Below are 13320 nucleotides of genomic sequence, written 5' to 3'. Positions count from 1 at the left end.
TCCGGGGAACGTCGTGTGAGCCTATCCCACCTGGCCGCGATGCCGCAAAAAGTGATCGGCCATCACGCAGGCGACCATCGCCTCGCCGACCGGCACCGCGCGGATGCCGACGCAAGGATCGTGGCGGCCCTTGGTGAGGATATCGGTATCGGCGCCTGAGCGGTCGATGGTCTTGCGTGGCGCCAGGATCGAGGAGGTCGGCTTGACTGCGAAGCGCGCCACCACCGGCTGCCCCGTGGAAATGCCACCGAGCACGCCGCCGGCATGGTTGGACAGGAACGAGGCGCCGTGATTGGTCATGCGCATCTCGTCGGCGTTCTCCTCGCCGGTCAGTTCGGCCGCGCCAAAGCCGTCGCCGATCTCGACGCCCTTCACGGCGTTGATGCTCATCAGCGCCGCGGCCAGATCGCCATCGAGCTTGGCGTAGATCGGCGCGCCCAGACCTGCAGGAATGCCTTCGGCAATCACCTCGATCACCGCGCCGATCGACGAGCCGGATTTACGGATGCCGTCGAGGTAGCCCTCGAAGAACGCGGCCTTGTCCTTGTCGGGACAGAAGAACGGATTGTTGCCGACCTCGCTCCAGTCCCAGTTGTCGCGGTTGATCTTGTGCGGCCCCATCTGCACCAAAGCCGCGCGCACGGTCATGCCCGGTACGATTTTTCGCGCGATGGCGCCGGCAGCGACGCGGGTCGCGGTCTCGCGCGCCGAGGAGCGCCCGCCGCCGCGGTAGTCGCGCAAGCCGTATTTCGCTTCATAGGTGAAGTCAGCGTGACCCGGACGAAACTTGTCCTTGATGTCGGAATAGTCCTTGGAACGCTGATCGGTGTTCTCGATCATCAGGGCGATCGGCGTTCCGGTGGTGACCTGCACCCCGGTCTCCGGATGCGCCATCACGCCGGACAGGATCCTGACGATATCCGCTTCCTGCCGCTGCGTGGTGAAACGGGACTGACCGGGCTTGCGGCGGTCGAGGTCGGCCTGGATATCGGCCACATCCAGCGGCAGCAGCGGCGGACAGCCATCCACCACGCAGCCGATCGCCGGCCCGTGGCTCTCGCCAAAGGTGGTGACCCGGAACATGTGGCCGAAGGTATTGAAGGACATGGGTAAATTCCGAGACTAGCGAGATCGGCTAGTGTCGTACCGAGAACTCGCGAAAATCGCAATGTTCGTCATGGCCGGGCCTGTCCCGGCCATCCACGATGTTCCGGGAGAACGTGGATACCCGGCACGAGGCCGGGCATGACGAGGAGTGGGCAGCGCATGCTTCCCATCTCCCCCAACGCAGCGAAGCTGCGCCGGGACGAAGGGACGCTGAACACGAACGCTGAGTCCTAGATCAAGTATACTTCGCCAGTCCCTGCGGGCTGAACACATACACCGCGCCCTGCTCGATCGGCAGTTCGGCCGCCGCGGCGATAGTCTGCACGCCCAGCGCGACCATCAGCGCCCTTGCCGTGCCGCCATGCGCCACTGCAACCATGTCGCCGATGAGGCCCTCGTACCAGTCGCGCATCCGGCGCTGCACATCGGCATAGCTTTCGCCGTCGGGCGGCGGCATGCCCCATTTGTCGGTCTGGCGCGCGTTAAAAATCTCGGGGTGCGAAGCTTCCTGCTCCGCCAGCGTCGAGCCTTCCCAGCGGCCATAGCCGATCTCGCGCAGTCGGGCGTCAAGCACGTATTCCTGCGGCGGCAGATCGAGCTGCGTGCGCACGAATTCCATCGTCGAACGCGCCCGTCCGAGCGGGCTCGACACGAAACCGAGCGTATTGGCGCCGCGCCCATGGCCCGCCAACAGATCCCTCAGGATCCCGCCGGCATGCGCCGCCTGCTCGCGGCCGAGTTCGTTCAGCGGAATGTCCTGCGAGCCCTGGAAGCGGCCGGCCGCGTTCCATTCCGTCTGGCCGTGGCGGATGTAGTAGATCGTTGGTTGCGGCATGGAGAAAGCGATCAGTCCTTGCCGAGCGAGATGTCCGGCGCATCAGGACGTTTCATGCCGACGACGTGGTAGCCGGAATCGACGTGATGCACTTCGCCGGTGACGCCGCGCGACATATCGGACAACAGATACAGCGCACTGTCGCCGACCTCGTCGATCGTCGTGGTTCGGCGCAGCGGCGAATTATGTTCGTTCCATTTCAGGATGTAGCGGAAGTCGCCGATGCCCGATGCGGCCAGCGTCTTGATCGGACCAGCGGAGATCGCGTTGACGCGGATGTTCTGCACGCCGAGATCGGCGGCGAGATAGCGCACGCTGGCTTCCAGAGCGGCTTTCGCCACGCCCATCACGTTGTAATGCGGCATCCACTTCTCGGCGCCGTAATAGGTGAGCGTGATGATCGAGCCGCCCTCGGTCATCAGCTTCTCGGCGCGCTGCGCGACGGCGGTCAGCGAGAAGCACGAGATCAGCATGGTCTTGGAGAAATTCTCCGCGCTGGTATCAACGTAGCGCCCCTCAAGCCCGTCCTTGTCGGAGAACGCGATGGCATGGACCACGAAATCGATCTTGCCCCACTTTTCCTTGAGCACGTCGAAGACCGCATCGATGGTGGCGGGGTCGGTGACGTCGCAATGGCCGAGCACGAGGCCACCGAGTTCGGCTGCCAGAGGCTCAACCCGCTTCTTCAGCGCATCGCCCTGGTAGGTGAAAGCGAGTTCGGCGCCCTGGGCGTGGCAGGATTTGGCGATGCCCCAGGCGATCGAGCGGTTGTTGGCGAGGCCTAGAATGACGCCGCGCTTGCCCTGCATCAGGCCTGTTGGTTCAACCATGTCGTATCCTGTCCGCTTGAAATTCAAGGTTTCGGGGTACACTAGCCCTCCCGCCCGGTACAGCCCCAATCGGCCAGGCAGCATCGCGTTTACCGTCCGGCGGCAATGCCGGAATAGATGGACGGCCAAGGTGTTATGAAGGACACGGCCATTCGCCAGCGCCGTGGAACCGGCAGGACACAGCCCGTGACGGTGACTTCATGAGTGCGTTTCGAGACAGCGTCGAGAGCCTGATTCCGGCGCTCCGCCGCTATGCGCGGGCGCTGACGCGCGACGCCGACATCGCTGACGATCTGGTGCAGGACACTTTGGTCCGCGCGCTGCGCTCCGAAAAACTGTTCATCGGCGGCGACCTGCGTAGCTGGCTCTACACCATCCTCACCAACCTCAACCGCAACCGCCGCCGCTCGCTGGCGCGGCGGCCGCAGATGACCGAGCTGTTCGACAACAACCCCGACGCATCAGGCACCGAGGCCGAAGGCCGCGACATCGCGCGCGCGCTGGCCGCTCTGGTCGAGGATCAGCGCTCGGTGCTGCTGCTGGTGATGCTGGAGGGGCTGAGCTACCGCGAGGTTGCCGAGATCCAGAGCGTGCCGATCGGCACCGTGATGTCCCGCCTCGCCCGCGCCCGCGCCCATGTGAAGGCCTATCTCGAAGGCCAGCGCCCGGCGCTTCGCGCGGTCAAATGATTCAAGGGAAAACGAGACCATGACCGAACCCCGCATGCCCGTCACCGAAGACGAACTGCACGCTTACGTCGACAATGAGCTACCGGCGGAGCGCCACGGCGAAGTCGAGGCGTGGCTCAGCGTGCATCCCGACGATGCGGAGCGGGTGCAGTCGTGGCGCACAATGGCCGAGTTGCTGCACGCCCGCTACGACGCGGTCGCCGACGAGGCGGTGCCGGCGCGGCTGGAGATCGATCGCCTGGTACGGCAACCACGATCCCTGCTCTACGGCGCGGTGGCTGCCGCCATGCTGGCGTTCGCGGCCGGTGGCGGCGTCGGCTGGCTGGCGCATGGCGCTGCGGCCTCGCCGTCGGCATTCCAGCATTTCACGCTCGATGCGCTGGGCGCGCACCGGCTCTACGTGGTCGAAGTCCGGCATCCCGTCGAGGTCGCCGGCTCCGAGCGCGCACATCTGCAACAGTGGCTGTCGAAGCGCGTCGGCTACGAGATCAAGGCGCCGGAACTCGACGGCACCGGGCTGAAGCTGGTTGGCGGCCGGCTGCTGCCCGGCCCCGAGGCCCCCGCGGCGTTCTTCATGTATGAAAGCCCGAACGGCGAACGCTTCACGCTGTTCACGTCGCGCGCGACCACCGACACCACGCAGATGCGCTATGCCTCGCAGGACAAGGACGGCGCCCTGTTCTGGGCCGACAAGGGTGTCGGCTACGTGCTGTCGGGCCCGACCGACAAGGACCGCCTCAATCAGGTGGCGCGGCTGGTCTACGACCAGACCGAAAAGGCCGGCGGATAACGCCGGCTCTGACGCAATTTTGGTGATGCTTTGTCGTTCAACGAACGCATTCAATGAGTCCAATCGACATGTTAGGTTGTCACTGCCATGAATCGCGATGGCGTCAACCAATCGCGCTCCAATTGGCTGCTGGCCCCCTGAAATCGGGAGTCTTTTCAATACGATCGACCGCGGCGATTATCGACGGGATCGAGCGTCCATCATCAAAATTGAGTCAGAGCCGAACTTGGCCCCGTGAATTATCGGCCACAATTCCTTGCCGCGCTTGACATAATCCGTACCGGAGTGGGGGCAAGACCGGCGCCGATCGTGACCCCACTTCAACGAAGCTTACTTAAGTTCCTTCAGAGCGTTACCGCCCATCCTTCCTGTTACCTGACCCCGGCGCCGATTCACAGGCAGGGCTGAAAAGGATCGCGAGGCTGTTTCGGCAAACCGTATCACGCCTTGGCCCGGCCGCGAGGGCTTGTCTTACTACCTGGCAGGTAGTTGGCGAGCGTCGATGCTTCGGCTTTAACCCTCGCAGCCCGAACGGATTTCGTTCATGCGGTCATCAGCGAGAAGCGAGAAGCGATCATGTCTTTCTATCCGATCCAATCTATTGCTTCAGCTCCGGACAAATCGAAATCCGTGCTGGAGCAGGTGCAGCAGACTTTCGGCCTAATTCCGAACATTGCCGGCGCCATGGCCAACTCGCCAGAGCTGATCAAGGCTTTCATCGGATTGTTTCAGCAGGTTCATGCCGGCACATTCACAGAGGCGGAGATCCAGATTTTGCTGTTGACCAATGCGGTCACAAATTCCAGTGCCTGGGCAGTCGCGTTTCATACGATGCTGGCGCTCAAGCAAGACGTGGCGGCGGTCGATGTCGATGCGATCCGCGCGCGCCGTGCGCCGGCGAACAAGCGTCTTGCCGCGCTGTCGATCCTGGCGCGCAAGCTGATCGAAACGCGCGGCCACGTGATCGAGCAGGATCTGACGGCTTTCGCCGAGGCCGGCTTCAGGCCGGAACAGACGCTGGAAATTCTGGCAGTTATAGCGGCCTCAACCATCACCAATTATGCTGGCACCATGACCGAGCCGCCGCTAGAGGACTTCCTGCAGCAGCATGCCTGGCAGGCGTAAATCCCAGCGACGGTCCGCACCGCCAATCTATAGTGCCGTGCGGACTGCGCTGACCTAACCGGCTCGGCTTGTCCTGCCTTTGAGAGGGAGCCACGCGCAATGCCGACGCGGAATTCGACAGTTACACCGCAGGGTGGCGAGCTGAGAACCCTGCTGCGCCACTGGCGCGATCTGCGCGGCAAGAGTCAATTCGACCTGTCGCTCGACACCGGCGTGTCGCAGCGGCACATCAGCTTCATTGAGATCGGGCGAAGCGTGCCGAGCCGCCAGATGCTGATCGACATCGCAACAGCGCTGGACATACCCTTGCGCGACCGCAACACGCTCTTGCTGGCCGGTGGTTACGCGCCGATCTACCCGGACGGTGCTTGGGACGGCCCCGAGATGCACAGCATCACCAAGGCCCTAGAGCGCATCCTGCGCCAGCACGAACCGTTCCCCGCTTTGGTCATGGACCGCTATTGGAACGTGCTCATGACCAACCGGGCGGCGCCGCGCTTCTTCGGTCGCTTCACCGACCTGTCGGCGCGCAAGAGCCCGCGCAACATGCTGCACCTGATGTTCGATCCAGAAGGCATACGGCCGTTCGTCGCCGACTGGCCCACCGTCGCGGAAAGCCTGATCCAGCGCGTCTACCGGGAGACGGTCGGACGCGTCGTTGACGACAAAATCAAGGAACTGCTGACATCTCTGCTTGCGTATCCCGACGTCGAACCGGACTGGACCCAGCCTAAGACGACGCGCGTTCAGTCGGTGATGCCGGTCATTCCCATCGGTTTCGTCAAGGATGGCCATGTTCTCAACTATTTCTCTATGGTCACCACCCTCGGAACGCCGCAGACCGTTGCGGCCGAAGAACTGCGCATCGAATGCATGTTTCCAGCGGACGAGCCGACCGAGGCACGCCACGCCGCACTCCTGAATGACGACACAAGGTGAGCGCCAGAATTCCATTCGGCCTCCAAGATTGGGGCTGACTCAGATTTGGTGATGGACGCTCGATCCCGTCGACAACCGCAGCGGTCGATCGTTTTGAAAAGACTCCCGATTTCAGGGGGCCAGCAGCCAATTGGAGAGTGGTCGGTTGGCGTCATCGCGATCCAATGACGGTGACAATCTAACTTGTTGATCGGACTCATTGAATGCGTTCGTTGATCGATAAAGGATCACCAAAGTTGCGTCAGAGCCTAACGCCGCCCCCTGAATGATCAGGCGGTCAATGCGGCCTTGACCAGGCCGCTGGCCTTGCCGAAGTCCATCTGCCCGGCATATTTCGCCTTCAGCGCAGCGATCACCTTGCCCATGTCCTTGATGCCCGCCGCACCCGATGCCGCGATCTCGGCGGTGATAGCGGCCTTGACGTCGTCTTCCGACATCTGCTGCGGCAGGTAGGCGGAGATCACGGCGATCTCGGCGCGCTCCTGCTCGGCCAGCTCGGCGCGGCCGCCCTTGTCGTACAGCTCGACGGATTCCTGGCGCTGCTTGATCATCTTCTGCAGCACGCTGAGCAGATCGCCGTCGGACAAAGGCGGCTTGCTCTGGCCGCGGGCTTCGATGTCGGCGTTCTTGATCGTCGAATTGACCATTCGCAGGGTGGAGAGCTTGCGCTCGTCCTTGGCCCGCATGGCGTCCTTGACGGCGTTGTTGATGTCATCGCGCAGCATGGCGTCTCCTTCGCCGGCCGCAGGGCGGCGCGGGCTCCATTCCAGTGGGCTCGATCTAGGCGCTTTGCCGGTTCCGCACAACCGCGGCCAGGGTCAGGGAAGCACCTGCCGGCGGCTAGACGAGAAATCCACGGCGCCGTCGGACGCCGGATTCCGCACAGCGTCGGCCTTGTCGCCCTGTGGCCGCACCATCAAGGCGATCAGACTGGCAGGCTTGCCGGCCCTTCCCCACAGATGCGGCGTCACGTCAAAGTCGAGACGGGTAAATTCCGGCGCGATCGCCGTCACCTTGTCCATCCAGACCCGGCAGGTTTCGTTGTTCGCGAAGCACATCGCCGCCCAGCCTTTTTCCAGCGTCGTCACCCGCGGCATGCCCCAAGTGTACTGGTACTCAAACGGGCGGCGGTAAAACGGATGATCCGGGCTGTAGAACGCGGTGGCGAAGGCCAGCCCATCGTCGCCGGAGATCGCCGGCATCGGCCGGTCCGAAATCGCACGCCAACGCTGAGTCAGCTCGATGGCGGCCAGCCGGTAATAGCTACGATCGTTCGGATTGATGTTGTTGCGGTAATAGGCATGCACCGGTGCCGCAACGACCACCGCGACGACGGCAATCCCCGCCACCATCACCGCCAGATTGACGACGTAGAGCCGCTCCAGCGTGAAGCTGGCGCCGCAGACGATCAGGATCGCAGGCAGGAACAGGCCCTGCAAGGCCCATAGCGACGGCATGTCAGTGCCGACAGCCACGGCCACGATCGCCGGCAGCACCACGGTGCCGACGAAGATCCAGAACAGCAGCACCAGCCCCGGGCTCATCGCGCGAAAATCGGCAGGAAAGTGCTTCAGGCGGAACTGCGCGGAAAGCACCCATGCCAGCGCCGGCAGCGCCAGCGTCGCAGCGAGGCCGAGCAGGAAGGCGCCCGCCTCCAGGAACGACTGCCCCAGCGGGATCCCGCCATGAACCTGAAGGGCATAAGCGAACGGAGTGGCGCCGGATGTTGCCAGCCAGTGGATGTGCGGTCCCAGCACAATCAGCCCGGTCAGCGCCGAGACCCACGGCGCACACGAGCGAAAATACGCCGCGCGCTGCGGATGCACGATCGCCGCCAGCACGAAGCTGCCGATCAGGAACACCGAATAATATTTGCCGAGCATCGCCAGCGCCGCGAACGCACCGGCGGCGGCTGCCCAGCCTGCCGCGCGGCTCTCATAGGAGCGCAGGAAGCAATAGGTCGCCAGCGGCCACACCGCGAGCAGAACGGTGTTGGCGTTGAAGCGCTGGGCGTGGAACTGGTAGGCCGGCAGCAGCATCAGGAGCAGCAGCACGACGGCCCGCGAATCGCCGCGCACGAAGCGCCGCGAGATCAGGTCCACGGCCCACAGCGCCACCGCGGCATTGGTCATCGCCAGCAGCTGGAACGACCAGTCGGTGAGCGGAAACACCTGCGTCCAGCCATAGGCCGCCCAGCCCATCAGCGGCGGATGCTTGGCATTGCCCCAGGCGAATTGACGGCCGACGGACCAGGTTTCCAGCGCGTCGGCATGGAGGTCGCCGCTGAGATAGGCGATGCTCAGGAACAGCAGCCAGATCGCCGCAAAAGCAGTGATCAGCGCCGGGATCGCCCAGCCCGCCTCGATCCCGTCAAGCCAACGCAAAAACGGCTTGCGCCAACGCGCCGGCGAGGCGGCGGAGCGCGCGGCCATCACGGAGAAATAATCCAGCTGCACTGAAATGTCCGGAAGACAGAGGGTCTGCAGCTTGCTAACGGCGAAAGTCAGCTCGGGCAAGCACGCTTGGGTATTATCGAGGGGTTCCAGATACCGCTGCCACTGCCGAAGATTCGGTTAATACCGGTGACAATCACGGTGCAACGCATATCGCTGATAGACACCTCCTCGCCTCCGCAACCCTGCGATGCCGGCTTTCCCCGCCCCCCAGATTTCCGAAAATTCGGCAGAATGAGATGTGAATCTGCCGGTTCCGGCTTTGACGGCGGCGGATGCGGAGACTATGTAGTCCACTCATGACCCCCTCGGAAACATCCTCAGCCTGGCCGGACCACAAACCGACCGCGCTCCTCGTGCTCGCCGATGGCACCGTGCTGGAGGGCTTCGGCCTCGGCGCGGAAGGCCAAGCCGTTGGCGAAGTCTGCTTCAACACGGCGATGACCGGTTATGAGGAGATCCTCACCGATCCCTCTTATGCCGGACAGCTGATCACCTTTACCTTCCCGCATATCGGCAACGTCGGCACCAACGACGAAGATATCGAGAGCATCAACATGGCGGCGACGCCCGGTGCCCGCGGCGTGATCCTGCGCTCGGCCATTACCGATCCGTCGAATTACCGCTCCTCGCGACATCTCGACGCCTGGCTGAAGGCCCGCGGCATCATTGGCATCTCGGGTATCGATACCCGCGCCTTGACCGCGCTGATCCGCACCAAGGGCATGCCCAACGCCGTGCTGGTGCACGCCCGCGACGGCCAGTTCGACCTGCATGGCCTGAAAGAGGAAGCACGCGAGTGGCCGGGCCTTGAAGGCATGGACCTGGTGCCGATGGTGACTTCCGCCCAGCGTTTCACCTGGGAAGAGACGCCCTGGGAATGGGAAAAGGGCTATGGCCGCCAGACCGCGCCGGAATTCCACGTCGTCGCGATCGACTACGGCATCAAGCGCAACATCCTGCGGCTGCTGGCCGGCGAAGGCTGCCGGATCACGGTCGTCCCCGCTACCACTTCGGCTGAAGACATCATGGCCTTGAAGCCGGACGGCGTGTTCCTGTCGAACGGCCCGGGCGATCCTGCCGAGACCGGCAAATATGCCGTTCCGGTGATCCGCGAAGTGATCGAGACCGGCGTGCCTACCTTTGGCATCTGCCTTGGTCACCAGATGCTCGGCCTCGCCGTCGGCGCCAAGACCAAGAAGATGCATCAGGGCCACCACGGCGCCAATCATCCGGTCAAGGACGAGACCACCGGCAAGGTCGAGATCACCTCGATGAACCATGGTTTTGCGGTGGATGAAGCGACGCTGCCTGCGGGCGCGAAACAGACCCACGTCTCGCTGTTCGACGGCTCAAATTGCGGAATCCAGCTCGAAGGCAAGCCGGTGTTTTCGGTGCAGTATCACCCGGAAGCCTCGCCCGGCCCGCGTGACTCGCATTACCTGTTCAAGCGGTTTTCGGACCTGATGCGGGCCAAGAAAGCGTCGTAGGACGCTGGGCACCCGGAGCCGTCATCATTCGGGGCCGTCGCACGCGCGACGGCCCCGAATGCGTTTTGAGGGTCGGCTACGGGCTATCGATACAACTCTGGAAAGGCTTCGCCGGTGGGCGCGGCGAACGGCGCCCTGCCCACCCAACGAGATTCAGTCCTCGTTGCCGCCTTCCTGGCGGCTGGCTTCAAACAGGAACCATGTGCGGCGCTCGGTTTCGTCGATGAAGTTTTCGAGCAGGCCCGCCGAGGCGGCGTCCTCGACATCATCGACAACCTTGTGGGCTTTGCGCATCGCGGCGGCCATCGCCTTGTTGTCGTTCATCAATTCGCGCAGCATTTCGCGCGGTGGCACATAGGCCTCGTCATTGTCCTTGATAGTCTGCAGCTTGGCGATTCCGCCGATCGAGCGGATCGTGGTGCCGCCGACCTTGCGGACGCGCTCCGCCAGCGCATCGGTGGTGGCGAAGATCTGGTCCGACTGCTCGTCAAGCATCAAGTGGTAATCGCGGAAATGCCGGCCGCTGATGTGCCAATGAAAATTCTTGGTCTTGAGATAGAGCGCAAAGGCGTCGGCGAGCAGCGGATTCAGCGCCTTGGAAATCTTCTCGACGGCATCCTTCGGCAGATCGGTCGGGGTATCGAGATCGGGGGAGACTTTCGAAGCATTCTTGGCTGGGGACACGGTCAGTACCTTCCTGTGGGCGGGGGCGAGGTATGTCGGACAGATGGGCGTCACCAAGTTGATATGCAAAGGCCGCTACCGGTCTTGTCGGAAATCATCCAATTTCACGAAAACGAGGCTTTGCAGGTGAAAGGCGGTTTCCAACGCCCTTGAAAACGCTCTAGACCCCTAACATCGCAAAGCAACACCGGTTCCCGCACCGGAACAGAGATGGCCAGGTCAAATCATGGACGACTGGATCGACTATTACGACTCCACCCATACGATCTACGCCAGCCGGCTGCACCGCGACGTCCATTTCGAGGAAATCGCCCGCGACATCATCGGCTACATCCCCGCGCCGGACGCCGTGGTACTGGATTATGCCTGCGGCGAGGCGTTGTCGGCGGCCAAGGTCGCGGCGGCCTGCGGCAGGCTGATCCTGGCAGAGCCGGCGCCCGGCGTGCGCGGCCGGCTGATCGCCCGATTCGCGCCAATCACCAAGATCCGGGTGCGCTCGCTCGACGAACTGCGCCACATGGAAGAGATGTCGGTCGATCTGGCGGTCATGAATTCGGTGGCGCAGTACATGACGCCGGACGAACTCGACGCTGCATTTAAAGTCATGAAGCGGCTGCTGAAGCCGGGCGGCAAGCTGGTGGTCGGCGATATCCTGCAGCCGGACGTCGGCATGGGCCGCGATGTGGCTGCGTTGATCCAGCTGTCCTGGAAGCACGGATTTCTGAAAGACGCCGTCTGGGGGCTGGTGCGCACCGCTTTGTCCGATTACCGGCAGTTGCGGACCCGGATCGGGCTGCAGCGCTATCCAGAGGCCGAAATGCTGGCCAAGCTCGCCGCCGCCGGCTTCTCGGCGTCGCGCGCGCCGGTAAATATCGGCCATAATCCCTGGCGTATGACCTTCGTGGCCCGCCACGCGTTGTGACGGAACCCTCAAGGTTAAGGTTAATTCCAGGTTAACGTGGATCGCCGCCGCGCCATGGCGCAGGATGACACCGGCCCGGTGGCGGAAGTGTCTACGCGGGGGCAGTGCAACGCTCTTCATCCTGGTTCAAATCCAGGCCGGGCCTCCATCCAGCCGATTGGCGTCTCGCCTGCCGGCTGGCATTTGCCGGTTGATGGCGGCTTTAAAATCCTTTCTTGCGTCGTTATACTGGTCTAAAGACAGCCGCGCGCGAGGATGACCCGCGCCCGGCTCATAGGGACGCGCAACGCGCGCCCTTTTTTTGTGCCCAGTTGCCACAATCGCGAGATTCAATGCCCAAACGCACTGACATATCCACCATCCTGATCATCGGCGCCGGCCCCATCGTTATCGGCCAGGCCTGCGAATTCGATTATTCGGGCACCCAGGCGGTCAAAACGCTGAAGGAAGAGGGCTACCGCATCGTCCTCGTCAATTCCAATCCGGCCACGATCATGACCGACCCGGATCTGGCGGATGCGACCTATATCGAGCCGATCACGCCGGAAATCGTCGCCAAGATCATCGAGAAGGAACGCGGCGACCGTTCCAAGGGCTTCGCGTTGCTGCCGACGATGGGCGGCCAGACCGCGCTGAACTGCGCGCTCTCCTTGCGCAAGCAGGGCACTCTGGAGAAATTCGACGTCGAGATGATCGGCGCCACCGCCGACGCCATCGACAAGGCCGAGGACCGCGGCCGCTTCCGCCAGGCCATGACCAAGATCGGCCTGGAAACGCCGCGCTCGGTACAGATCAAGAATTTGCCGGACGCGATGCGTGCGCTCGATGACATCGGCCTGCCCGCGATCATCCGGCCGTCCTTCACCATGGGCGGCACCGGCGGCGGCATCGCCTACACCAAGGCCGAATTCATCGAGATCGTCGAGCGCGGCATCGACGCTTCCCCCACCGATGAGGTCCTGATCGAGGAATCCGTGCTGGGCTGGAAAGAGTTCGAGATGGAGGTGGTGCGCGACAAGAAAGACAATTGCATCATCGTCTGCTCGATCGAGAACCTCGATCCGATGGGCGTGCACACCGGCGATTCCATCACGGTGGCGCCGGCGCTGACCTTGACCGACAAGGAATACCAGATCATGCGCGACGCCTCGCTGGCGGTGCTGCGCGAGATCGGCGTGGAAACCGGCGGCTCCAACGTGCAGTTCGGCGTCAATCCCGCCGACGGCCGCATGGTCGTGATCGAGATGAATCCGCGGGTGTCGCGCTCGTCGGCGCTGGCGTCGAAGGCCACCGGCTTTCCGATCGCAAAGGTCGCCGCCAAGCTCGCGGTCGGCTACACCCTCGACGAGATCGCCAATGACATCACCGGCGGCGCGACCCCGGCCTCGTTCGAGCCGACCATCGACTACGTCGTCACCAAGATTCCGCGATTTGCATTCGAGAAATTTCCCGGCGC

General features: G+C 63.2%; 13 protein-coding genes and 1 tRNA gene. 8 read left to right on the top strand and 6 right to left on the bottom strand.

The window, feature by feature from the left end; translation table 11 throughout:
• Positions 1 to 21 precede the first annotated feature (21 nt).
• The 3 genes from aroC to fabI form a co-directional block, all read right to left on the bottom strand.
• A complete protein-coding gene (aroC, locus tag JWQ24_RS26940; protein WP_299815161.1) occupies positions 22 to 1107 on the bottom strand; it encodes a chorismate synthase in 1086 nt (361 codons plus the stop codon).
• Between the two features lie 235 nt (positions 1108 to 1342).
• Positions 1343 to 1942 carry a histidine phosphatase family protein gene (locus JWQ24_RS26935; RefSeq protein WP_299815158.1) on the bottom strand — a complete coding sequence of 200 codons (600 nt, stop codon included), beginning with the start codon at positions 1940 to 1942 and terminating at the stop codon, positions 1343 to 1345.
• A gap of 11 nt (positions 1943 to 1953) precedes the next feature.
• The gene (fabI, locus tag JWQ24_RS26930; RefSeq protein WP_299815155.1) at positions 1954 to 2772 is read right to left on the bottom strand and encodes an enoyl-ACP reductase FabI; all 819 of its coding nucleotides are present in this window, start codon (positions 2770 to 2772) and stop codon (positions 1954 to 1956) included.
• A 200-nt stretch (positions 2773 to 2972) separates the two neighbouring features.
• On the opposite strand from fabI, the gene JWQ24_RS26925 reads away from it, so the two are divergent.
• From JWQ24_RS26925 to JWQ24_RS26910, 4 genes are all read left to right on the top strand, one after another.
• Entirely contained in the window at positions 2973 to 3461 is a 489-nt protein-coding gene (locus JWQ24_RS26925) for a sigma-70 family RNA polymerase sigma factor (protein ID WP_299815153.1), read from the top strand.
• 19 nt (positions 3462 to 3480) lie between these two features.
• The gene (locus JWQ24_RS26920; RefSeq protein WP_299815150.1) at positions 3481 to 4251 is read left to right on the top strand and encodes an anti-sigma factor; all 771 of its coding nucleotides are present in this window, start codon (positions 3481 to 3483) and stop codon (positions 4249 to 4251) included.
• A 489-nt stretch (positions 4252 to 4740) separates the two neighbouring features.
• On the top strand, positions 4741 to 5376 hold the full coding sequence (locus tag JWQ24_RS26915; protein WP_299815148.1) for a carboxymuconolactone decarboxylase family protein: 636 nt from the start codon (positions 4741 to 4743) through the stop codon (positions 5374 to 5376).
• A 99-nt stretch (positions 5377 to 5475) separates the two neighbouring features.
• On the top strand, positions 5476 to 6315 hold the full coding sequence (locus JWQ24_RS26910) for a helix-turn-helix domain-containing protein (RefSeq protein WP_299815145.1): 840 nt from the start codon (positions 5476 to 5478) through the stop codon (positions 6313 to 6315).
• Between the two features lie 269 nt (positions 6316 to 6584).
• On the opposite strand, the gene JWQ24_RS26905 is transcribed toward JWQ24_RS26910, so the two are convergent.
• Positions 6585 to 7040: a GatB/YqeY domain-containing protein gene (locus JWQ24_RS26905; protein ID WP_299815142.1), complete on the bottom strand. Its 456-nt coding sequence runs from the start codon at positions 7038 to 7040 to the stop codon at positions 6585 to 6587.
• 93 nt (positions 7041 to 7133) lie between these two features.
• Positions 7134 to 8771 carry a glycosyltransferase family 39 protein gene (locus JWQ24_RS26900; RefSeq protein ID WP_299815139.1) on the bottom strand — a complete coding sequence of 546 codons (1638 nt, stop codon included), beginning with the start codon at positions 8769 to 8771 and terminating at the stop codon, positions 7134 to 7136.
• 296 nt (positions 8772 to 9067) lie between these two features.
• Between JWQ24_RS26900 and carA the strand changes: the two genes are divergently transcribed.
• Positions 9068 to 10258 (top strand): glutamine-hydrolyzing carbamoyl-phosphate synthase small subunit, encoded by a 1191-nt coding sequence (carA, locus tag JWQ24_RS26895; RefSeq protein WP_299815136.1) that lies wholly within the window; start codon positions 9068 to 9070, stop codon positions 10256 to 10258.
• A 153-nt stretch (positions 10259 to 10411) separates the two neighbouring features.
• Here the strand turns inward: carA and JWQ24_RS26890 are convergent, their stop codons facing one another.
• Positions 10412 to 10942 carry a DNA starvation/stationary phase protection protein gene (locus JWQ24_RS26890; RefSeq protein ID WP_299815134.1) on the bottom strand — a complete coding sequence of 177 codons (531 nt, stop codon included), beginning with the start codon at positions 10940 to 10942 and terminating at the stop codon, positions 10412 to 10414.
• A 226-nt stretch (positions 10943 to 11168) separates the two neighbouring features.
• On the opposite strand from JWQ24_RS26890, the gene JWQ24_RS26885 reads away from it, so the two are divergent.
• From JWQ24_RS26885 to carB, 3 genes are all read left to right on the top strand, one after another.
• Complete coding sequence (locus JWQ24_RS26885) at positions 11169 to 11864, top strand: class I SAM-dependent methyltransferase (RefSeq protein WP_299815131.1); 696 nt, start codon at positions 11169 to 11171, stop codon at positions 11862 to 11864.
• A 72-nt stretch (positions 11865 to 11936) separates the two neighbouring features.
• Positions 11937 to 12012, top strand: a tRNA-OTHER gene (locus JWQ24_RS26880).
• A gap of 184 nt (positions 12013 to 12196) precedes the next feature.
• Positions 12197 to 13320 (top strand): carbamoyl-phosphate synthase large subunit (gene carB / locus JWQ24_RS26875; RefSeq protein WP_299815128.1); only part of this gene is annotated, 1124 nt, incomplete at its 3' end.

It is taken from the genome of Tardiphaga sp. (assembly GCF_028290495.1).
GTDB lineage: Bacteria > Pseudomonadota > Alphaproteobacteria > Rhizobiales > Xanthobacteraceae > Tardiphaga.
Note: the sequence above shows the minus strand (reverse complement) of the source record. Positions and strands in the feature narration are given on the sequence as shown.

What these genes read in the sequence shown, in the direction of transcription:
- aroC (WP_299815161.1), bottom strand. Translation starts at nt 1,107, where the DNA reads ATGTCCTTCAATACCTTCGGCCACATGTTCCGGGTCACCACCTTTGGC.
- JWQ24_RS26935 (WP_299815158.1), bottom strand. Translation starts at nt 1,942, where the DNA reads ATGCCGCAACCAACGATCTACTACATCCGCCACGGCCAGACGGAATGG.
- fabI (WP_299815155.1), bottom strand. Translation starts at nt 2,772, where the DNA reads ATGGTTGAACCAACAGGCCTGATGCAGGGCAAGCGCGGCGTCATTCTA.
- JWQ24_RS26925 (WP_299815153.1), top strand. Translation starts at nt 2,973, where the DNA reads ATGAGTGCGTTTCGAGACAGCGTCGAGAGCCTGATTCCGGCGCTCCGC.
- JWQ24_RS26920 (WP_299815150.1), top strand. Translation starts at nt 3,481, where the DNA reads ATGACCGAACCCCGCATGCCCGTCACCGAAGACGAACTGCACGCTTAC.
- JWQ24_RS26910 (WP_299815145.1), top strand. Translation starts at nt 5,476, where the DNA reads ATGCCGACGCGGAATTCGACAGTTACACCGCAGGGTGGCGAGCTGAGA.
- JWQ24_RS26905 (WP_299815142.1), bottom strand. Translation starts at nt 7,040, where the DNA reads ATGCTGCGCGATGACATCAACAACGCCGTCAAGGACGCCATGCGGGCC.
- carA (WP_299815136.1), top strand. Translation starts at nt 9,068, where the DNA reads ATGACCCCCTCGGAAACATCCTCAGCCTGGCCGGACCACAAACCGACC.
- JWQ24_RS26885 (WP_299815131.1), top strand. Translation starts at nt 11,169, where the DNA reads ATGGACGACTGGATCGACTATTACGACTCCACCCATACGATCTACGCC.